Origin of the sequence: Gardnerella sp. DNF01205 (assembly GCF_049244135.1) — a bacterium.
GTDB lineage: Bacteria > Actinomycetota > Actinomycetes > Actinomycetales > Bifidobacteriaceae > Bifidobacterium > Bifidobacterium leopoldii.
Genome location: NZ_CP058378.1, coordinates 876354 through 898936 on the forward strand (window position 1 = coordinate 876354; position 22583 = coordinate 898936).

At 40.3% G+C, this 22583-nt stretch carries 16 protein-coding genes and 1 other RNA gene; 13 read left to right on the forward strand and 4 right to left on the reverse strand.

What is annotated here, in order from left to right:
* From argH to HXT47_RS03740, 8 genes are all read left to right on the forward strand, one after another.
* Positions 1-1518 carry an argininosuccinate lyase gene (argH, locus tag HXT47_RS03705; RefSeq protein WP_421788856.1) on the forward strand — a complete coding sequence of 506 codons (1518 nt, stop codon included), beginning with the start codon at positions 1-3 and terminating at the stop codon, positions 1516-1518.
* Positions 1519-1684: 166 nt separating this feature from the next.
* Entirely contained in the window at positions 1685-3004 is a 1320-nt protein-coding gene (tyrS, locus tag HXT47_RS03710) for a tyrosine--tRNA ligase (protein WP_421788858.1), read from the forward strand.
* Between the two features lie 154 nt (positions 3005-3158).
* A complete protein-coding gene (locus HXT47_RS03715) occupies positions 3159-4799 on the forward strand; it encodes a hypothetical protein (protein ID WP_421788859.1) in 1641 nt (546 codons plus the stop codon).
* A 145-nt stretch (positions 4800-4944) separates the two neighbouring features.
* Positions 4945-6045 (forward strand): HAD-IIA family hydrolase, encoded by a 1101-nt coding sequence (locus HXT47_RS03720; RefSeq protein WP_421788861.1) that lies wholly within the window; start codon positions 4945-4947, stop codon positions 6043-6045.
* The gene (locus HXT47_RS03725) at positions 6042-6845 is read left to right on the forward strand and encodes a TlyA family RNA methyltransferase (RefSeq protein ID WP_421788862.1); all 804 of its coding nucleotides are present in this window, start codon (positions 6042-6044) and stop codon (positions 6843-6845) included. Before HXT47_RS03720 ends, HXT47_RS03725 begins: the two co-directional genes overlap by 4 nt.
* Positions 6846-6935: 90 nt before the next feature.
* Positions 6936-7859 carry an NAD kinase gene (locus HXT47_RS03730; RefSeq protein ID WP_419399301.1) on the forward strand — a complete coding sequence of 308 codons (924 nt, stop codon included), beginning with the start codon at positions 6936-6938 and terminating at the stop codon, positions 7857-7859.
* Between the two features lie 54 nt (positions 7860-7913).
* Entirely contained in the window at positions 7914-9707 is a 1794-nt protein-coding gene (gene recN, locus HXT47_RS03735) for a DNA repair protein RecN (protein ID WP_421788863.1), read from the forward strand.
* Positions 9691-10371, forward strand: a complete 681-nt coding sequence (locus tag HXT47_RS03740) for an HAD family hydrolase (RefSeq protein ID WP_119526734.1) — start codon at positions 9691-9693, stop codon at positions 10369-10371. Before recN ends, HXT47_RS03740 begins: the two co-directional genes overlap by 17 nt.
* 20 nt (positions 10372-10391) lie before the next feature.
* Here HXT47_RS03740 and rnpB read toward each other — a convergent pair.
* Positions 10392-10765, reverse strand: an RNA gene (gene rnpB / locus HXT47_RS03745) — RNase P RNA component class A.
* A 211-nt stretch (positions 10766-10976) separates the two neighbouring features.
* On the opposite strand from rnpB, the gene hpf reads away from it, so the two are divergent.
* Together hpf and secA are read left to right on the forward strand one after the other, a co-directional pair.
* Positions 10977-11648, forward strand: coding sequence for a ribosome hibernation-promoting factor, HPF/YfiA family (gene hpf / locus HXT47_RS03750; RefSeq protein WP_004106803.1), 672 nt, complete (start codon positions 10977-10979; stop codon positions 11646-11648).
* A gap of 188 nt (positions 11649-11836) precedes the next feature.
* Positions 11837-14632 (forward strand): preprotein translocase subunit SecA, encoded by a 2796-nt coding sequence (gene secA / locus HXT47_RS03755; protein ID WP_421788864.1) that lies wholly within the window; start codon positions 11837-11839, stop codon positions 14630-14632.
* A gap of 82 nt (positions 14633-14714) precedes the next feature.
* On the opposite strand, the gene HXT47_RS03760 is transcribed toward secA, so the two are convergent.
* The gene (locus HXT47_RS03760; RefSeq protein ID WP_421788865.1) at positions 14715-15383 is read right to left on the reverse strand and encodes a hypothetical protein; all 669 of its coding nucleotides are present in this window, start codon (positions 15381-15383) and stop codon (positions 14715-14717) included.
* Positions 15384-15458: 75 nt separating this feature from the next.
* Between HXT47_RS03760 and HXT47_RS03765 the strand changes: the two genes are divergently transcribed.
* On the forward strand, positions 15459-16166 hold the full coding sequence (locus tag HXT47_RS03765) for a lysophospholipid acyltransferase family protein (RefSeq protein WP_032842512.1): 708 nt from the start codon (positions 15459-15461) through the stop codon (positions 16164-16166).
* A gap of 123 nt (positions 16167-16289) precedes the next feature.
* Here the strand turns inward: HXT47_RS03765 and HXT47_RS03770 are convergent, their stop codons facing one another.
* Both HXT47_RS03770 and HXT47_RS03775 read right to left on the reverse strand, forming a co-directional pair.
* A complete protein-coding gene (locus HXT47_RS03770; protein WP_421788866.1) occupies positions 16290-18680 on the reverse strand; it encodes a protein kinase domain-containing protein in 2391 nt (796 codons plus the stop codon).
* A gap of 97 nt (positions 18681-18777) precedes the next feature.
* Positions 18778-19884: a polyprenyl synthetase family protein gene (locus HXT47_RS03775; RefSeq protein ID WP_415686892.1), complete on the reverse strand. Its 1107-nt coding sequence runs from the start codon at positions 19882-19884 to the stop codon at positions 18778-18780.
* A gap of 207 nt (positions 19885-20091) precedes the next feature.
* Here HXT47_RS03775 and HXT47_RS03780 point away from each other — a divergent pair, with 207 nt between their 5' ends.
* Together HXT47_RS03780 and HXT47_RS03785 are read left to right on the forward strand one after the other, a co-directional pair.
* Positions 20092-20958 (forward strand): hypothetical protein, encoded by an 867-nt coding sequence (locus HXT47_RS03780; RefSeq protein WP_415683886.1) that lies wholly within the window; start codon positions 20092-20094, stop codon positions 20956-20958.
* Between the two features lie 129 nt (positions 20959-21087).
* Positions 21088-22557: an RNA polymerase sigma factor gene (locus tag HXT47_RS03785; RefSeq protein ID WP_421788868.1), complete on the forward strand. Its 1470-nt coding sequence runs from the start codon at positions 21088-21090 to the stop codon at positions 22555-22557.
* Positions 22558-22583: the final 26 nt, after the last annotated feature.

Genomic DNA, 22583 nt, shown 5'->3' on the forward strand with positions numbered 1-22583 from the left:
ATGCACGATGCAACAAAAGCAGCAGCCGCAGAACTAGAAAATAATGAAACTAATAATACTAATCACCCTATTGCATTGTGGGGTGGACGATTTAGTTCAGGCCCTTCAGCAGAGCTAGCGAAACTAAGCAAGTCCACACAATTTGATTGGCGATTAGCGGATGATGATATTGCTGGTTCTAGAGCTCATGCGCATGTGTTGCATCGTGCAGGTCTTCTTAACGAAAAAGAGTATGCTGATTTATCTTGTGCATTAGATGAATTGCAAAAGCGTGTAGATGACGGAACTTTCGCACCCATTGAGGAAGATGAAGATGAAGCTACAGCATTAGAGCGCGGTTTACTTGAAATTGCTGGAAATGAGCTTGGTGGAAAGCTTCGTGCAGGTCGATCTAGGAATGATCAAATTGCAGCTTTAATACGTATGTTTTTGCGTAGGCATGCGCGCGTTATTGCATCATTATTGTTGTCAGTTTGCCAAGCGTTGCTGAATCAATCAAAAAATGCAAAAGACGCAGTGATGCCGGGTCGCACTCACATGCAACACGCTCAACCAATTTTGCTTGCGCATCAGTTAATGGCACATGTTTGGCCGCTTTTACGAGATGTAAATCGCTTCATAGATTGGGATTCGCGTGCAGATGAAAGCCCTTATGGAGCAGGAGCTTTGGCAGGCAATACTCTTGGTCTTAATCCAGAAGAAGTAGCTAAAGAGCTTGGTTTTTCTAAAGTTTGCGCTAATTCTATAGACGCAACTGCAAGTAGAGACTTAGTCGCAGAATTTTCATTCATCGCCGCAATGGTTGGCGTTGATATATCACGATTAAGTGAAGAAATTATTATTTGGAATACTCAAGAATTTGCATTTGTTCGTTTAGATGATGCTTATTCAACTGGTTCATCGATTATGCCTCAAAAAAAGAATCCAGATATTGCGGAACTTGCTCGCGGTAAAGCTGGTAGATTAATAGGCGATTTAACTGGTTTAATGGCAACTCTTAAAGGTCTTCCTACTGCTTATGCTCGCGATTTGCAAGAAGATAAAGAAGCTGTTTTTGATCAAATTGACACTTTAGAAGTGCTTCTTCCAGCTTTTGCTGGAATGGTAGAAACTATGAAATTTGATTTAAATAGACTTTATGAACAGTCTTCTACTGGTTTCGCTCTTGCTACAGATATTGCAGAATGGCTTGTAAAAAAGGGTGTTCCATTCCGTAATGCTCATACTTTGTCTGGTTTGTGTGTAAAGCGAGCTGAGGGAATTGGGGGAGATCTTGCTGATTTAAGAGATGATGATTTTTCAAATATTCTAAACGGTTTTGTTGATAGCGCAGAAATTGCGAATATTAGAACAATATTGACTAGTGCTGGATCTGTGTCTGCCAGATGCGGTCGTGGCGGTACAGCCTTCGTGCGAGTTAAAGAGCAAATTTTAGAGGCTGAAAACGCAATGGATAATTATTATAAATTTGCAAATTCAAAAAGCGATGGTTCTGCTTATATCTCGCCTATAAAATAATTTTAAAAATTAGATTATTAGCTGTCACGTTATAGTGCCAAGTATCGTACTTTATGATATTTGGCACTTTTTATTATGCGTGTCGTCATGTGCTGCAAAAATTGAAAGGCTTGTGGACGCGCAAAGCGCCCGATATTTATCGGTATTCTGTATTAAGGAGATACGAATGGCTCAGGTCAGGAACTACAAGGAAGCAGGTTTTGCTTCTTTGTTTGAAGAGCTTAAGTGGCGTGGATTAATTTCACAATCTACTGATGAGCAGCAACTTGCTCAAGCGCTTGACGGAGAACCATTAACGTATTATTGCGGTTACGATCCTACTGCTGCTTCATTGCATATTGGTAATCTTGTGCAGCTTATTAATATGCGTCACTTGCAGGCTGCAGGTCATCATCCTATTGCTTTAGTTGGTGGTGCCACTGGTTTGATTGGTGACCCTCGTCAAAGCGGAGAACGCACTCTTAATTCTAAGGATATTGTGGCTGGCTGGGCTGAACGCTTGCGTAAGCAGATTGGCAGAATTTTGCCTCTTGATGGTGAAAATCCTGTTCGTTTTGTCAGCAATTACGACTGGGTTTCTAAGATGTCTGCTATCGACTTCTTGCGTGATGTTGGTAAGAATTTCCGTGTTGGCACAATGCTTTCTAAGGATATTGTGGCTCGCCGCTTAAATTCTGATGAAGGTATTTCTTTTGCTGAGTTTAGTTATCAAGTTTTGCAAGGCAATGACTTCTTGTACTTGTTTGATAATTACAACGTAACTTTGCAACTTGGCGGTTCGGATCAGTGGGGTAATCTCACTTCCGGCATGGATTTGATTCGTAAGGTTCGCGGCGCATCAGTAAACGTGTTTACTAGCCCAATTATTACAGATAATCAAGGTCGTAAGTTTGGCAAGTCAGAAGGTAACGCCATGTGGCTTGATCCTTCTATGCTTAGCCCTTATCGCTTCTACCAGTTCTGGTTCAATCAGCCTGATGATGAAGTTGTTAAGTTGCTTAAGGTGTTCACTTTCTTGCCAAAAGATGAAATTGAGCGTTTAGCTCAGCAAATTCAGGATGATCCTGGAAGTCGTGAAGCTCAGCGCGTGCTTGCGTGGGAAGTTACAAGTTTCGTTCACGGTGAAGATTTAACGAGCCAGGCTATTGAAGCTTCTTCCGCTTTGTTCGGACGTGGTGATCTTTGCAATATTGATGAGCAGACTCTTGAAGCTGCTTTAGATGGCGTTAAGGTTAAGGCTGAAGACGGTAGTTTAGATTTCGCTAAGGCTAAAGTTGCAGATCGTGTTGTTGAGGCTGCAGTTGCCGCTGGTCTGTTCCGCACTGTTTCCGAAGCTCGTCGTGCTATTGAAGCAGGCGGTTTGTATCTAAATAATGAACGTGTAAGTGGTGTCGACGATGTGTTAAGTGAGGGCTCTTTCTTGCACGGTCGTTTCGCTTTGCTTCGCCGCGGCAAGAAAGCTATCGGTGCCGTAGAGCGCGCTTAATAAATGTTTGTGATTTATTAAAAAATACATCTGTTGTAAGCTTGCTGCTTGATGTATGCTATAGCTTGCTTACAGCAGATGTTTAGTTGTTTTATGAATATAATTAAAATGTGATTTTGTAATAAAATTGCACATAGATGAGAGGTATGCCAGAATGGGCGAAGAACGCGAACACTCGCGGAGTGGTAAGAAATCTTTTGGTGAACGTGGTGGATTTGGTCATCGCAATGGTGGTAAAAGTAGCGAGCGTCGCGGTGGTTTCCATAAGGATGGTTTCCATAAAGGCGGTTTTAAGAAGGGTGGTTTCCGCCGTAATGATGATGATCGTGAAGAGAGCTTCCACTCTGGCGTAAAGCGTGATGGTAATCGTCGTTTCAACCGTCATGACGATCGTAAAGATGACCGTCGCGGTGGTTTTAAGAAGAATGGTTTTAAGAAGGACGGATTCCGCTCAGAGAATCGCGATAATGATCGTCGCTTTGATCGTAACCGTCATTTTGATCGTATAGATGATCGTCGCGATGACCGCCGCTCTAGAGATTTTGAACATTCTGGTGACGAAGGTGGCAACCCACGCTACAAGAAGTTTGATGGTGATCGTCGTTTTAACCATCGTGACGATCGCAGGGATAATCGTCGTGAGAACCATCGCAATGGCGATTTCCATAAAGATTTCCATAAAGGCTCTAAGGGTGGCTTCCGTGATGACCGCAGAGACGATCGTCGCGATGAGCGCAGAGATAATGAGCGTCGTTTTGATCGTCGTGACGATCGCAGAGATGATCGTCGCGCAAATTCGCGTAGTAACTTCCGCTTTGAAGATGGTCCACGCCGCAATTCTGACGGAACTGTTTCTTATCCATCTCAAAATCCTTATACAGCACGTCGCCCTGGTGAGCCTAAGATGCCAAAAGGTTTGGAATGGGCAATGCTTTCTAAAGAAGATCGCGAGCGTTTGCGCGGTCTTTCAAAGGAGCATGCTGAAAATATTGGTCTTCATATTCTTGCAGCTTATACTTTACAAGAAGAAAATCCTGAACTTGCATTAGAACATGCAAAGTGGGCTGCTAAGCAAGCATCTCGTATTGATTTTGCTCGCGAAACTTTAGCTTTTGTGACCTATCGTCAGGGTGATTACAAGCTTGCTTCTAAGGAATTCCGCACTGCAATGCGAATGAATGGTTACCTTGATTATTTGCCATTTATTGCCGATTGCGAGCGCGGTATGGGCAATCTAGACAAGGCTTTAGAAATTTGCATGTCAGATGAAGCGAAAACCTTAAGAGGAGAAGTAAAAGCCGAAATGTTCCTCGTTTATGCAGGCGTTTTGGCTGATACTGGTCATGCTGATAAGGCTATTGAATTGGTTCATGCAATGGGTCGTTCAAAGGGTCTTCCTGGGGAGTATCGTATGCGTGCAGTTCAAGCAGAACAATACTTCTTGGAAGAAGCCGGTCGTAGTGACGAAGCAATTGAATTAGAGTCTTTGCTTGATAAGCTTGAGCAACAGTATGCTGATGTTGATGACGAAGATATAAATCCTGATGATATTGTTATCGACTATGATTTAGAGCATTTGAATGATGACATGATGGATGAAATTGGCATGAGTGAAGATGATGCTCAATTTGCTCCTGATGAAGATACTGATGAAGAATCTGATGAGGAATCTGAAGCAACTGAAGATTCTGAAGATTTAGAAGATTCTGAAGAGTCAGAAGAAACAAGTAACTCTGAGAATGCGGATAATACGGATACTATCGAGATGAGTGCTGTTCACGCTGACGAAGAGTAGTTCGTAACATTTGAATATTTGCGCCCGGCTGCTTTTAAGTAAGCCGGGCACTTGCTGCTTTAAGAGTTGATATTTATAAAATAGGCTTAATAAGATTTGAATCTAAATTAAGTGCAGTGTTTAGCAAACTTAAATGAGGTATAGTATGCAAGTTGAAACGAAAAAGAATTTTTCTTCATGTAATCGTCCGTTAAGCGATGCATTTCGTTTAGCACTGCTTGATTTAGATGGTGTTGTATATCGTGGTGGAAATGCTGTTGAATATGCGTCTGATTCCATTTTGTTTGCGCAAAAAAATGGAATGGCAATTGAATACACAACTAATAATTCTTCGCGTTTCCAGTCTGTTGTTGCAAAACAACTGGAAAGTTTTGGCTTAAAAGTAGAACCATGGCAGATTATAACGTCTTCTGTTGTTGCAGCAAGAATGGTAGCTCGCAATGTTGAGAAAGGATCTAAAGTTCTTGTTCTCGGCGCTGAACATTTGCGTCAAGAAGTGCAACGCGTAGGATTACAACTCGTAGATTCGTGCGAAGATAATCCTAAAGCTGTTATTCAAGGCTGGTATCCTCAAATGACATGGCAAGAAATGGCGGAAGTTTCTTTCGCTGTTGAGCATGGTGCAAAATATTTCGTTACTAACCGCGACTTAACTATTCCAAGAGAGCATGGTATTGCTCCTGGATGCGGTTCCATGATTCAAGCTGTTATTAATGCTACGGGTGTAGAGCCTATTTCGTCTGCTGGAAAACCAGAATCTGCAATGTATGATGAAGCAAGGTTTTTGGTTGCTGCTAATGCTAAGCATGATGATTCTGAATGTGAAGAATACACTGAAAAAGACGAGTATGGGAATCCTGTAATTAGTATTGAGCATTCATTAGCAGTTGGAGATCGTTTAGATACTGATATTGAGGCTGGAACAAGAGGAGGCTATGCTTCATTACTTGTTCTTACTGGAGTTACAGATCCTCGCATGCTTATGCTTGCGCCAAAACATTTGCGTCCAAGTTTTGTTTCTAAAGACTTGCGAGGATTAAACGAATCTCATAACGCTCCTGAACGAGTTAACGGTACTACTTTTACTTGTGAAGATGCTATAGCAAGAGTTGTGAATAATAATATTATTGAAGTTAATAACACCAACGATTGCAATGCTTTGAGAGCTGCTTGTGCGCTGGCATGGAGCTTGCAAGATTGCGGTGAAAATATGGAAAATTACACTCTTCCGGAGTTTTCCTTATGACTGTAAATGAGGATTTAAGTAAACTTTCAAATAGCAATATTTCACAACGTTTAGATTGCGCTTTGGTTAAGCGTGGTTTAGCAGAAAGTAGGACAACTGCTCAGCGTTTAATTCGTGCTGGCGTAGTGAATGTTGACAATCAAAATATTACAAAATCCTCATTTTTAGTAAACGATTCACATGCAATAACAATCGATGAATCAAAAAATACGCAATCTTGTATTAGATACGTTTCTCGCGGAGCGCTTAAGTTAGAAGGTGCTTTCGAAGCGTTTTCTAAAAATGGTTTAACTACTTCCAAATCAACTAAAGCTCTAGATATAGGTGCATCAACGGGCGGTTTTTGCGACGTTCTTTTGCAAAGAGGAGTTAATTCTGTAATAGCTTTAGATGTTGGTCATGGTCAATTGCATCCAAAAATAGCTAACAATTCACATGTAATTGAAATGAGCGGTGTAAATATTCGAGATGTGTACGAAGAGAACTTGCCATATAAGCCAAATCTTATAGTTTCGGACGTTTCTTTTATTTCTCTAACGCTTGTTATTCCAGTAATTTCTAGAATAGCTCAATTGCATGCAGATATTGTGCTTTTAGTTAAGCCGCAATTTGAAGTAGGAAAAGGAAACCTTGGAAAAGGTGGAATAGTAACTGACGAAACTTTAAGAATTAAAGCTTTAGAAACAATAAAAAGTTGTGCAAATCAAAACGGTCTAAAGGTTATCTCCTCTTGCGAATCTCCTATTGAAGGAACACATGGCAATACGGAGTATCTTCTTTATGCGCGTTACGAGAAATAAGTTAATCATTGAATGTTTAGCATTTTTCAATATGTATCCTAACAATTACAATAGTAGTAGTTGTGTTTAAACAGTACGAAGGGGCTGTATATGCAGGAACATTTCGATACTAATTCCGCTTCGTCGGCTCGTCGTGCTCTTGTAGTTACTCACGCTAGAATCGATGTTCACAGTGATGTGGTAAATCAAGTCAAGACTCAACTTATTAAAGCTGGATTTGTTGTTGACGTATTCAACAGTGCTTCTGTGTCTGATTTTGCTAAAAAAACTACTCGTATAGTTGACGAAAATACGGAAATAGTTGTGGTGCTTGGGGGAGATGGCACCATGCTTCAGGCTGCTGAGTTAGTGCATTGTACTACTGTTCCAATTATCGGCATAAATCTTGGTCATGTTGGTTTTTTGGCAGAATTTGAAAGTTTTCAAATTAATGATGCTATTCGTAGGATTGCAAACAAGGATTACACTATTGACAGGAGAATGGAAGCTCATGTAGATGTGTGGCTTCCTGGCGAAAGCGAGCCTTTAAGTGATTGGGCGTTGAACGATATAACTCTTGATCGTGAAGACAGAGGTCGAATGGTAGAACTTTCAATACGAGTAGACGATGTTGAAATGTCATCTTTTGGTTGCGATGGTGTAATAGTTTCAACTCCTACTGGTTCTACAGCTTACGCATTTTCAGCAGGTGGATCAATTATGTGGCCAAATGTAGAAGCATTGCAATTAGTGCCATTAGCTGCTCATGCTCTTTTTGCGCGTCCTCTAATTATTGGTGCCGGTTCTACTTTTACTATTGACATTCTTAATGAATCGTCTTCTGGCGGTTGGATTTGTTGCGACGGTAGAAGACAGCGTGCGCTACCTCAAGGATCAAGGATTCAAGTTCGTCAATCAAAAGATGAGCTATTGTTAGCTAGACTTTCTGGCGCTCCTTTTACGAAGCGTTTAGTTACAAAATTTGATTTGCCAATAGTTGGATGGCGTGAGCACAATAATAATTCTTTAAAATGAATTATTTAAGTAGAAAATAATATTAAATATAGCATTTATAAAACGAGGTACAGCGTGCTTGAAGAGTTAGAAATACGTAATCTTGGGCCAATTTCACATGCGCTTATTACTCCTTCGTCTCACATGACAGCTATTACGGGCGAAACAGGTGCTGGAAAGTCAATGCTTTTAAGTGCTATCAAGCTTATTTCTGGATCGAAAGCAGAAGTTGCAAGGATTTCTCCAAATGCTAAAGAAGCATGGGTTCAAGGAATATTTAGTATTCCTAAAACAAGTGAATTAGTAGATGCTGTTGGCAAATCCGGTATTGAATTAGAGCCTTCAGAAAATGACGAAAATAAATCAGACATGTATGTTTCTAGAACAGTACCACAAGAAGGTCGTTCAAGAGCAACAATTTCTGGTTTCGCAGTACCAAAAACAGTTCTTGAACAAGTATGCTCTCGATTGATAGTGATTCATGGACAAAGTGACCAATTACGCATAGCAACAAATACAAAACAGCGCGAATTGCTTGATACTGTATCTAAAAATAGTGAATTACTTAAGCAATACGCATGTGCGTATCAAGCATGGAAAGATGCTAAAGAAACATGTAATCGACTAGAAAATCAAGCGTCTTCTTCACGCCAACGTGCAGATTACCTTAGAGAATCATTAGCGCGAATACGAGATGTGAATCCTCTCCCTAATGAAGATAAAGAATTGCGTGCAAAAAGAGAAAGAATTGAGAATTCTGCTCAAATTGTCAAAGCAGTGAGCATTGCGCTCGCATCCCTTGATTCCAGTCAAATAGATTATGGTGCTTCAGAATCATCTGAAGATGCTTGTTTTCTTGTAGATAAAGCTTCTCAAGCATTACGAAATATTCGTGTAGATGATTCTTTCAATTCTATTGCAAGTCAACTTGACGATATTCATGCTCAACTTGACGATATCGTAATGCAGCTTGCTCAACAGTTGGATATCGATGTAAGCGAAAAAGATTTAGATGATTTAAATTCTCGTATTCATGATCTTACTGATTTAACTCGTAGGTGGGGGCCAACATTAGATGATGTACTTGATTGGTCCGAAAAAGCTCAGTTTGAACTTGAAGATTTAGATGATTCTCCTGAAGCTATTGTCAAAGCGCGTGCTAAATGTGCTCAACGATATGATGATGCTCTTAAACTTGCTGAAGAATTATATAAAACTCGTTTAAATGCAGCTCATGATTTTGGTACTTTAGTTAGTGAAGAATTAAACTCTTTGGCTATGCCAGGTGCTCAATTAATTATCACTGTAAATAAGCGTTGCGAAGATTTATCTGGTTCTATTCCGCTTGATGCTAACGGATGTGATGATGTAGAGTTTTTGTTCCGACCATTTCCTGCTTCTTCAGATTTGCCTATGAGCAAAAGTGCTTCTGGCGGTGAATTAAGTAGGCTTATGCTTGCAATTGAGCTTGTTGTTGCGAAGTTGACAGATTGCGACGAAGATAATATGACATTTATTTTCGACGAAGTAGATTCTGGTGTTGGTGGTGTTGCGGCAGTAGAGCTAGGTAAACGTTTGGCTCAACTTTCTAAACATGCTCAAGTTATTGTTGTTACTCATTTAGCTCAGGTTGCTTCTTTTGCAGATGCACAATTTGCAGTACAAAAAAATCTTGTTGAAAATGGCGATAATAGCGAGAATAGCTCTTTTGCTAAAGTTGCAAATACTTCTGTTATTGAGCTTAATGATTTGTTGCGTGAGCAAGAGATTGCTAGGATGCTTGATGGAAGTGAATCAAAAACTTCACTAGAACATGCTCGTGAACTATTGAATGCAAGTAGGAAGATCATTGATGGATTTACAAAATAATTCGTCTATTGTTGCAGCGATTTTTGATTTTGACGGCACATTACTTGATTCTTTAAGCGTTTGGGACGATATTGATCGAGTAAGTTTTGCGAAACGTGGTATGAGCGTTCCCTCAATCTTTGCTAGTACAACTGCAACAATGAATCCTAGACAAATTGCAGAATATGTTATTAAAAATTACGGGTTCACTGATTCTCCTGAAGCTTTGATGAAGGAGTGGTCAGATATGGCTTTTGACGCTTATGCTAATCATCTTCCGCTAAGAAAAGGCGCGTATGAATATGTGCATTATTTGCATTCTAATGGTGTAAAGCTTTTTCTTGTCACAACTCTTTCTAAACGCTTGTGTATTCCAGCTTTAAAAAGAGTTGGTATTTTTGATTGTTTTGATTTTCTTCATTTTGGAGAAGATTTATCTGAAAAAGGTAAGCATAGTCCTAAAACTTATACCGATATTGCTAATCAACTTAAAGCAGATCCAGCTGAATGCATAGTTTTTGAAGATTCTGCTACAGCTTTATGTTCAGCTCAGCAAGCTGGTATGCAAACATGCGGGGTAGTTGATAATTCAAACGTAAAAATTGATTTAGATTCGTCGTTTAATAAGTGTTTAGCAGTATTTTCTGATTTTTCTTTCGCTCCAAAAATCAGCGATATAAGTTGAAAATATGCTATTTGGTTGAGTTGATGAGGTTTCACATACCCCGGGTTTTGTCGCATGCACAAGTGCATGCGGATGACCATCCATCTCGATTTGACGTTACCGCCAAACTCTAGCAGTCTACCCGAAGACTTGAGCGAGCAGCTCTAAAGCGTCTTCTGCTTGACCTTGCTCCCAATGAGGCTTGCCATGCGGCTTACTGTTACCAGAAGCCCGGTGGTCTCTTACACCGCCGTTTCACCCTTACCCGAACGAAACGTTCAGGCGGTCTATTCTCTGTTGCGCTATCTCTCAGGTCGCCCTGGGCGGACGTTATCCGCCATTGTGCTCTGTGGAGCCCGGAAGTTCCTCAGCCACTCCGAATGAACATTGTGACCGCGGCCATCGTGAAACCTCAACCTTCCTAATTATAGCAGATAATATTAATATCGTAAAAAATTCGTTATTTTATAAGAAATTCCGTAATAAACGTTAATTTTTTTATTTTAATTTAATAAATTGCTAGGTTTGTATGGATTTAGCAGATATAATAGAAGAACCGACGGCATCGTGGCAGTCGGGTTGTACAAATCGAGCTTAAGGTTCGAGTCTATATGGGGAGGTTTCGCATGGAAATCGTCATTACTGGTCGTCATACGCAGATTAATCAAAGGTTCCGTGACGTTGTAGAAAGTAAGATGAATCGTGTGACCGCCATTGCGCCTGATGCGCAGCGCGTGCAAATCGTGTTGACTCATGAAGGCAATCCAAGGCAGGCTGACACAGCAAAGCGAGTTGAAATCACTGTTGTTGCAGGAAGCACTGTGATTCGCGCAGAAGCTTCTAGCACTGATCAATTTAGCGCATTAGATATGGCGCTTGATAAGTTGACGCTTCGTTTGCGTCGTACTCGCGATCGTCGTAAGGATCATCGCCGTGGATATACGGAAATGACTCCTGTAGATATGGGTGCTGTAGAGCCTGAGATTGAAACTACCGTTGAAGAGCCAGAAGAAAATGAGGTTAATAGCGCAGATGCTGCTGTTGCTTCCGATTTAGGTCCTGGTGAATCTGTGGAAGTAAGTGTTGGCGACACTCCTATTGTGATTCGTCGTAAGCTACATATTGCAGAGCCTATGAGCATAGATGAGGCTTTGTATGAGATGGAGCTTATTGGACATGATTTCTTCCTGTTTGTAAACAAAGAAACTATGAGACCATCTGTAGTATATCGCAGACATGGTTGGAGCTATGGCGTGTTTGAAATTGATACACCTGAAAATGTTGCTAAGCAAAAGTAATGGTTAAAAACATGTCTAAAGTGCGCGAATAAGTGCGCGTGCCCGTCTAGCACAATGTTGGGCGGGCATTTTTATGTAGAAATCAGACTCGCTAACTTACAAAAATCGTAGCCGTCGCGTAATATAGGCACAGTTTACGTCTATGTTGGCTAGGCCGTCGTCATAGACATGACCTAAGGGAGCAAAACGTGGTAGATATCGTCGATAAAGCCTTGCGTATGGGTGAAGGCCGTCAATTGAAGCGCCTTGAGAACGTAGCCAAGGCTGTGAATGCGTTGGAAGATGAAATTTCCGCGCTTTCCGATGAAGAATTGAAGGGTCAAACTGCTAAATTCAAGCAGCGTTTAGACAATGGTGCAAAGCTTGATGATTTGATGCCTGAAGCCTTCGCTACTGTGCGAGAGGTTTCAAAGCGTACGCTTGGCCAGCGTCATTTCGATGTGCAGCTTATGGGTGGTGCTGCATTGCATTGGGGCAATATTGCAGAAATGAAAACTGGTGAAGGTAAAACGTTGGTCGCTACTTTGCCAAGCTATCTGAATGCTTTGGAAGGCAAAGGCGTGCACGTTGTCACAGTCAACGATTACCTTGCTAGCTATCAAAGCGAACTTATGGGTCGTATTTATAGATTCCTTGGCATGAGCGTTGGCTGCATTATTACCGACCAGCAGCCACCTGAGCGTCGTAAGCAATACAATGCTGATATTACTTACGGTACAAATAATGAGTTTGGCTTCGATTACTTGCGCGATAATATGGCGTGGGAAAAGAGCGAACTTGTGCAACGCGGTCATCACTATGCAATTGTCGATGAGGTTGATTCCATTCTTATCGATGAAGCTCGTACGCCACTTATTATTTCAGGTCCTGCTGAAGGTGATGTAACTCATTGGTATCGTGAATTTGCAAAACTTGTTTTGAAGCTTACTCGCGATGTTGATTACGAGATTGACGAAAAGAAAAAAACCGCAGGTATTCTTGATCCTGGCATTGCAAAAATTGAGGATTATTTGGGCATCGATAACCTTTATGAGCCAAGCAATACAGCTCTTATTGGTTATTTGAATAACGCTTTGAAAGCTAAGGAGCTTTTCCTTCTAGATCGTGACTATGTTGTCACCAACGGCGAAGTTTTGATTGTCGATGAGCATACTGGTCGTGTTCTTCCAGGTCGTCGTTATAGCGAGGGCTTGCATCAAGCAATTGAAGCTAAAGAAAATGTGGAAGTTAAGGCAGAAAATCAGACTTTTGCTACTATTACTTTGCAAAACTATTTCCGCATGTACGACAAGCTTGCTGGTATGACTGGTACTGCTGAGACTGAAGCTGCAGAGTTCATGGGAACTTACAAGCTTGGTGTTCTTCCAATTCCTTCCAATCGTCCAGTAATTCGTAAAGATAAGGACGATTTGATCTTCCGCACAAAGAAAGAAAAGCTTACTGCTATCGTGCGCGATGTTGCTGAACGCCATGCTAAAGGACAGCCTGTGTTGCTTGGTACAGCTTCTGTTGAATCTTCTGAGATTCTTTCTTCACTCCTTGACGTTGCTCGCATTCCTCACCAGGTTTTGAATGCTAAGCAGAATGCTAAGGAAGCTGCTGTTGTTGCTGTTGCTGGTCGTAAGGGTGCTGTAACTGTTGCTACTAACATGGCAGGTCGTGGTACTGATATTATGCTTGGTGGCAATGTTGAATTCTTGGCTGATGCAAAGTTGAAGGCTGATGGTTATTCTCCAGACGATACTCCTGAAGAATATGAGAAGCGTTGGCCAGGCGTTTTAGCTGAAGTTAAAGAGCAAGTTAAAGACGAGCATGAAGAAGTTAAGAAGCTTGGTGGCTTGTATGTTCTTGGCACTGAGCGTCACGAATCTCGTCGTATTGATAACCAGCTTCGAGGTCGATCTGGTCGTCAGGGCGATCCTGGCGAATCTCGCTTCTACTTGAGCTTGGAAGATGATTTGATGCGTCTGTTCAACACTCAGCTTGTTGCTCGTGTTATGGCTAAGGGATTGCCAGAAGGCGAACCAATTGAGTCTAAGTACGTTTCTAACGGTGTACGCACCGCACAGAAGACTGTTGAAGCTCGTAACTTTGAAATGCGTAAGAACGTTTTGAAGTATGACGATGTTATGAATAAGCAGCGTACTGTGATTTATGCAGAGCGTCAGATGGTTCTTAAGGGTGAAGATATTCACGAGGACATCTTGAAGTTCATCAGTGACACCGTAGAAAGCTATGTGCGTGGCGCAATGAACGGTTCTGATAAGCCAAAGAATTGGGATTTGGACGGCTTAAAAGATGCTCTTAACTCTGTAATGCCTGTACTTCTTGATTGGGATCAGGTACGTGAAACGATTATCAATCTCAAGGGCGAAAAAGCTGTTTCTGCTTTGCGTGATTTGATCGTCGACAGTGTAGTAAAGGTTTACTCTCTCGTCGAAGATCGTCTCGGTGCTGATCCACTTCGTCAAATTGAACGTCGCGTTGTTCTTTCTGTTCTCGATCGCAAGTGGCGTGAACATCTTTATGAGATGGATTATTTGAAGGATGGTATTGGTCTGCGTGGTATGGGTCAGCGTGATCCTCTTGTTGAATACCAGCGTGAAGGCTACCAGATGTACAATTCAATGATTGAGGCAATTAAGGAAGAAAGCATTCAGCTTCTATTCCATATTGATATCAATCAGATTGCTTCTACTGAAGATATTTCTTCTGACGATGAGCTTGATGAAGATGTTGCACAAGCTTCATCTGAGGTAGATGCTGAAGATCAAGCTGCTGGTATTGTCGGTCCTGCACCTTTGAGCCATGCTGAGGGAGATGTTCCATTGAGCATGCGACCAAAGAATGAAGAATGGAAGACTCCATGGTCTGATGGACGTACGTTCCCAGGAACAAATAAGAATGACGAGTGCCCATGCGGTTCTGGTCGTAAGTACAAGCTTTGCCATGGTCAAAACGAAGCTGAAAATGAAGCTGAGTAACTTGAAAGCTTACTAAAGTAAATAAATAAAAGGCGGTGTGATCAAAATCATGCCGCCTTTATTATATTCGATTGATTACTAGCTATATTCGAGCGCCATCTCCATAATCGCTGTAATCTTCCTTATAAGGATCAGGTTTTTTGCGATTCATAAGTAATCCTGCTCCACTAAGTAGCATTAATAAGCCGCATATAATGCCAGCAACGTTCGCTATAGCAGGAATAAAAGCACTTACAATAACACCGAATACACCTATAACAAATAGAATCCACAAAACTACATTAACTAAAGATACGTTATAAAATTGTGGATTTGGAGGCACAAAATCATCGCCATATGCTTCCATAGTATTATCTAAATCAAGCCAACTTGTGCGAGTATTATCACGAGGACCTTTAGCAGTTATGATTGTGTGAGAATCTTGCATTCTAGTAGGAATAATATAAGATTTATGGCTACTTAGATTTTTTAAGTTAAATTTATTTTTTATTACACTTTTTTGATTTTTAGAATTATTGTCGCTTGCTATAGTGTTGCGCTCTTTCTTTTTTTCTTCTTTCTGAGCGTGCTTTTCAAAACTTTTTGCGCTACGTGAATTAGCAATATCGTTCATGTCGTCAGAATGTTCTGCAACAAAAGATGACCATTCGTCATCAAAATCTCCGTTGTTTTGTTTTTGATTATTCTTTAACGATTCTGACATTAACTCGTCGTCACGGCGAGGGTCGTTGGTATTCTTAGAAGAAGTCATGAACTATACTGTAGCAAGTCTTCCTGATTCTATGCTTAAAATGTTCGAAATTGGACTTGCAAGAAAGGATATGGTATGTTGTACTGGTTCTTCGTGAAGGGACTTGGGGGTATTGCCCGCATGAGGATTCATCCATCAGCGCAAGGTGTTAAAAATGTTCCTAAAAAAGGTGGAGCTATTATTGCTGCAAATCATCTTGCTGTTATTGATGACGCGCTTCTGCCATTGACTTGTCCTCGTATGATTCACTTTATGGGTAAAGCAGAATATTTTGAAGGCAAAGGTTTAAAGGGTCGTTTCAAGAAGTGGTGGTTTACTTCTGTGGGCGTTTTCCCTGTAGATCGTTCTGGAGGAGCAAAATCGCTTGGTGCTTTGAATCATGCTCGTGAAATATTAGAAAAAGGTCAGCTTTTTGGCATTCATATTGAAGGCACAAGAAGCCCAGATGGTCGTTTATATCGTGGTCATACTGGTGCTGCACGTCTTGCTCTTGAAACAGGTTGCCCGATTATACCTGTTGCAATTATTGGAACTAGAGAATTACAAGTGCATGGTCAAGTTATTCCAGCAAAAGGCAAGACTAAGGCGATTTATGGCGAGCCTATTCAAGTAGAGCGTGTTCGTGACGAAAGCGAGATTACTCACGAGCGTTTACGCGAAATTACAGATAAAGTGACTAAATCTATTCAGCAAATGAGTGGTCAAGAATACGTTGATGAATATGCTCAAACCGTAAAAGAACGTATGCGCCAAAAACGTGAAGAAAGTAACGAAAATAAATAATATAATGCTGATCCTAATGCTATTAAGTTAGCGTTATTAGATATTTAAATTTTATTTATATTCAAATATTTAAGCGGCGAAAGTTATTTAGCTTCCGCCGCTTTTATAATACTTAAGACACGCTTATATTACTGTAAGAGTAATGATAGAAGGATTTCCATTAGAATCCTTCAATGGCACTTCGCTTCCAGCTCCAGGGGATTGGAAGCGCACTACGTGCATTAAATCACCAAGTGGAGCAGAAATACGAACTTTAAGCCCTAGACTTTCAATAATCCTTCTAGCTTCATCACTGCTCTTTCCGCAAACGTTTGGCAATGTAACAGTTTTTGGACCTTTTGAAACAACAACTTTAACGCTATCGCCCCAATGTAAGTCAGAACCAGCTTCAACAGAAGCGCTGATAATCTTACCCTTTGCTACAGTATCGCTATTTTCTTCTTCGTACTTTACATCCAGCTTAGCGTCGGTTAAAGCTAAGTCAGCTTCACTCTTTGCTTTCCCAACAATATCTGGCATTTGCACAGGCTTAGGTCCCTTAGAAAGTAAAACACTTACTTCTTCGTTATGGTTCATGCGTGTGCCAGGTTTAGGGTTAATATCAATTAAGCTGCCAGATGGTATATCTATAGAATACGTGTCTCCTGACTTATCGTGAACAATGTTAGTAAAGCCTGCTTTACGCAATGTTTTCAAAGGATTTTTGCCATTGTAGGTTTTTGGATCTGTAATATCATCTGGGATTGTAGACTTACGAATTCCACGCGAAATAACAACATTAAGAGTGCTATTATTGTGCTTTTGAATATGGCTGCCGACGACATCAGGATTTGTTGAAACTACTTTTCCTTCTGGCACATCATCACTATAATCTTTTGAAACTTTGTAAGGAATTCCAGCAATTTTAAGTGTGTGCTCATATTGTTGCCAATTTACATCAGTTATTTTGCAAGATGCATAATTTTTGCATTGAAGATCATCAGGCTTAGGCAGCGTCCAATAACTGCCAGGACCTAAGAAATACCAAAAACCACCGATAGCAGCAATTGTCAATACTCCAGCTGTGCTTAAACCTGCAATAAGGAAAACACGCTTTTTAGAAGAGCGATTAGGCTTGTTTGCTAAGTTTTTCGCTTTATTCGACATGCCAAATGGTTTTGTTGCATTTAAGTTGTTGTTAAAATTGCCAGAGCTAATAGCAATTGTTGGCATATTGCTATCGTCAAATTCTTCTAAAGGATTATCCTGCGAATTGTATGACGCATCTTCTGCATTAGCAGCATGCCATTGCATAGCTTGTGTTTTTTGAAGATTATTCGTATCGAAAGCACCGTCGGGCTTCGCTAGTGAATTATCTATTGCTACATTATTGACTTCAGAATTATTTAAATCATTATTTGTGCGTGAATCGAGTCCACTTACAGAATTATCTCTAGGTATTGCAACAGTTTCGTCTGTAGCATTTTGCAATAAAGAGTTTGAATTAGCAGAAAAGTCAGAGCCTGAAGTATTTATTGCTTGTGTAGCATCTGAATTATTATTAGGATTCAATTTATCCGAATAATTTGCTTCAGGTGCAACACGCAAATTGTTGATAGGAGAAAGGTCTGTTTCTTCTGAAAATTCTTGTGGTTCTTCTGCTTTGTATTGCCAATCTTCAGGGTTTAATTGTGTAGAAAGTGCACGCAATTTTGCTAATGCATCACTTGCATCTTTAGGACGTTCGTTCATGTCGCGAGCAGTTAAGTTTGCTATGAATTGTGCAACTTTTTCGCTAATTCCAGGGCAAGCTGTAGCAATTGAAGGAGTGTTTTCATGCACATGCTTAAAAACAAGCGTAACAGGATTATCTGCAGTAAAAGGCACTCTTCCTGCAAGCATTTCCCAAGCCATCATGCCTGCTGAATACAAATCACCTTGAGGAGTTGCAAGATTATGCTCAATAAGTTCAGGAGCAAGATAAGCTGCTGTGCCAAGAAGCAATCCTGTAGAAGATAATGTTGCTTGCGAAATTGCTCTAGCTAAACCGAAATCAGTAATCTGAACATGACCTCGATCGTTAATTAAAATATTTTCCGGCTTAATATCTCTATGCACAACTCCAGCGTTGTGTGCAGAAGCGAGACCATCCAAAGTTTCTGCAAGTAAACGCAGCGTATCTCGCACACTGAATGTGCCTTGCATATTCATTTCATAGCGCAAATTAACGCCATGAACATATTCCATTACAAGATAATCGAGCCCGTCATATTCGCCTGTATCATACACTTGTACAATATGTGGATTTGCAATTGCTGCAGCAGAAGTTGCTTCTCTGCGGAATCTAGCAATAAATTGCTGGCGATGTACCCCTTGAGCAAGTTGAGTGTGCATGATTTTAATTGCTACAGGTCTATCAAGGCGTTCATCTTCTGCTTGATAAACAGTAGCCATGCCACCCTGAGCTATTTTGCGCACAATGCGATAGCGATTTTCAATGCGCATACCTGGCTGCGCCTGCGTAGCTTCATCCATTGTCACAATCCTTATACGCGTAAAACCATTTTTACTACTTACGAGTGTACAAGCAAGATAGTAAAGAAGGCTAATTTCGAGCGTTATTTACTAAATATTATTGTACATTACGCCATGCTTCAGGTATAAATCGTTTGCTGATTTCATGCAAGATAGCTTTTCCACTATCGCTCAATGTACTCGATTCGATTGCTTGTTGTGAATCATTCCACAGATTCTCAATTCGCTTTTTTGATTTTTCAATAGCACCAGAATCATAGTAAATCTGTATTATTTTATTTACATCATCTTCACTTCGAGTACTACTCGTGTAAGCTTTTAATAGTATTTCTCTTTCACTATCGGTTCCGTATTGCAAAGCGTCTGCAAGAAGAACTGCACGCTTGCCTTCTCTAATATCACCGCCAATAGGTTTACCTGTAATCTTGCTATCTGAAACAATATCAAGCAAATCGTCAGCAATTTGGAAAGCAACACCTAACGAATCGCCAATAGAATTAGCAAGATTGTATGCTTCGCTTGGTTGCATGTTTGCTGCAAGAAAGCCGAGAGTTAATGGAGCAACTGTAGTGTAACTGGCTGTTTTCCATCTAAAAACATTCAAAGATGATTCAGCAAGTTGCATTGGATTATCTAGTTGCATCATTTCTATTGACAAATCCAATACTTGACCAATACCAACATTTCTTTGCATAGATGCAAATGCTGCTAACAATTCCTCGCCATAAGTAAAATTCTTCGCACAATTTCTTGCAATATCGAAACTTTCTGTGGCAAGTAGATCTCCCAGCATTAAACCTAAGCCTGTGCCAATATGCTTATTATTGCAAGCTTTACTTAATGCACAATACGCACTAGGCTTTCCACGTCTCAAATAAGATTCGTCAATAATATCATCATGAACTAATGCAGCTGTTTGAAATACTTCTAGAGCACAAGCTATGTCAAATACAGACTGTTCATGGATCTTTTGAATATTGTTTTCTTTTGATGCAGCGTAAAATGCTGAAATCGTAAGAAGAGCTCTAAGACGTTTTCCGCCTTCGCTTGAAACAATAGCTTGCTTTATTACTTGCTGTAATGTTTGCGCACATGTGGATGAAAGATTATTTTCTAGTTCCGTATTAAATTGCTGAGAAATTAAAAAAGCAATTCTAGATTCAATATCGTTAAGACTGTAATTGTTGCCTATAAATGTGCTCATATTATGAAAGTTATCCACAGGGCTGAACATTACAAAACGCAGTTATTATTATGCTTTAATAAGCTTTTCACCGCAGAAATAATTTTTTATTGAATGCTGACTTATATCTTGAGAAACTTCAATATATCAAAAAATGCTATTGCATAGTTTGATTATCAAAATAAAAAATCATGTAAAAAATCATGTAAAAAATGAGGGGGAGTATGCATGGAAATTGTAGAGGATGATTTGAAAACGAAGATATCGCATAATTGTATGGATGACTTTGATATGCAAAGTCTTATGCAAATTTATGGCGAAAGCGCTAATTCTTTTAATGGTTGTTTAGATTTTGCAGGTTCAGAAGATTTTGAAAGTTTTGCTGGAAGAGAAATTTCAGATATTAATGGGAATATATATCCTTCCAAAGAGTGCAGCTTTTTTATGACTTTTTCTAAGGAATATATTTACAACAACTGTAGTGACAGTGCGCAATGGATTAAAGGATTAGAATATTGGGTTCCTGCAGTTTCGGAAGCTTTTATAGAAAATGTTGATCGAAATGGCAAGCAATACGCTATTAGAGATATTGCAAGCAGAGCGCTTATGCGATGGTACAACATGTTTGCTTACGATGAAAAAATTTTTGGATATGATCTAGTAAACCTGCCAATAGCAATGTTGCATAATATTAATGTTCGTGATGCAATGCTTATTTCTATTCTGGATGAAAATCAAGAATGGTATGACGAAAAAACTTTGTCGGAATTTGCTTGGTGCCCTCACACTCCTGAAGTATCTCGTAATTTGCGGCATTGTTTAGAAGCAAAATTCACTCAAACAAATAATAAGCCTGATATAAAGAGAGCTATTTTCGCGTGCAAAATTTTAAAATCTATGGCTATTATTACTAGAAGCATTCCAAAGTTATCTGTGCAAGTTTACGCTTTGTTAGCTTATATCAGCTGGTGGTTTAGGCTCGGAGAAGTAAAGTATTATTGTGATTGTGCATTGCGAATTGATCCTGATTGTTCTATGGCAAAAATAGTTTGTGGAGCATTCGAAAATGGTCTTGAGCCAGCATGGATTGAATAATTCGCCACGCCGCAAAAATTAGTTGGGGAATAATCGTCTTGCTTAAATGGTTTACTACTTAAGGTAAAACTTGCCCTTGCATGAACTATGCCTATATGCGTTACAAGGGGATAATACAGGAGGAACAGTTTGACGAGTGAAGTTGGATCAACGGTCGACAGCGACGAAATGCAAGATGATACTAAGCCTGTAAAAACTCGCAAGGCTAGCGCTGCGCGTAAAACCAGTACTCGAACTTCGTCAGCTGATAGCAAGACGCGCAGTTCTCGCTCAAAGAAAACTGAAGACAACAAGATTGATACTGAATCAGTATTGTCTGATGCTGAACATGACGAAACCGAGGATAGCGTAGACATTGAATCTCAAGATCAATTATCTATTGACGATCCTTTAGATGACGATCCACATCTTGATGTTGATGATGAACATTTGAATCTTGATGATTTAGACGATATCCAGCCAGAAGATATATCTGATGTTGACGATTTAAGCGATATTGACGTTGCAGATGATCTTGATGATGAAGAGTCTGAAGATCTTGATGAAATTGATGATCACGACGAAATTAAGCATGATGCTCCGCAAGTGCCACAAGCAAAAGGCGCATTTGTTGTACGAGACGATGACGATGATGATAATCTAACTCCGTCTGGTAATCCTAAGCGTCGTGTAATTGCTACAGGCGCTACTGCAGATCCTGTTAAGGATTATTTAAAGCAGATAGGTCGCGTGAGCTTGCTTAACGCTGAGCAAGAAGTTGATTTGTCGGAGCGTATTGAAGCTGGATTGTATGCTCAGCATTTGCTTGATACTCAAATTGATCAAATGGAGTTTAAGCGTAAGCGTGAGCTTAAGTGGGCTGCAGCAGATGGTAAGAAAGCTAAAGATCATCTTCTTGAAGCAAACTTGCGTCTTGTTGTTTCTCTTGCTAAGCGTTATACGGGTAGAGGCATGCTTTTCCTTGATTTGATTCAGGAAGGTAACCTTGGTTTGATTCGTGCAGTTGAAAAGTTTGACTGGAAGAAGGGCTTTAAGTTCTCAACTTACGCAACTTGGTGGATTCGCCAGGCTATTACTCGTGCTATGGCAGATCAGGCTCGTACTATTCGAGTTCCAGTGCATATGGTTGAAGTTATTAATAAGCTTTCTAGGGTTCAGCGTCAAATGCTTCAAGATTTAGGTCGTGAACCTACACCAGATGAGCTTGCTCGCGAACTAGATATGCCAGTAGAAAAGGTTCAGGAAGTACAAAAGTACGGTCGTGAACCGATTTCTTTGCACACTCCTTTGGGTGAGGATGGCGATTCTGAGTTTGGCGATTTGATTGAAGATACTGACGCAATCGCACCGTCTGATGCTGTTGCATTCTCGCTTCTTCAAGAACAGTTTAGGCAAGTTTTGGAAACTTTGGCCCCTAGAGAGGCTGGAGTTATTAAGATGCGCTATGGCTTGGAAGATGGTCAACCAAAGACTTTAGACGATATTGGTCGCGTTTATGGTGTTACTCGTGAACGTATTCGTCAAATTGAGTCTAAAACAATGTCTAAGCTGCGTCATCCTTCTAGATCGCAAACTTTGCGTGACTTCTTAGATCAGTGATTGTGTGAAGTTATATTACAAAGTGT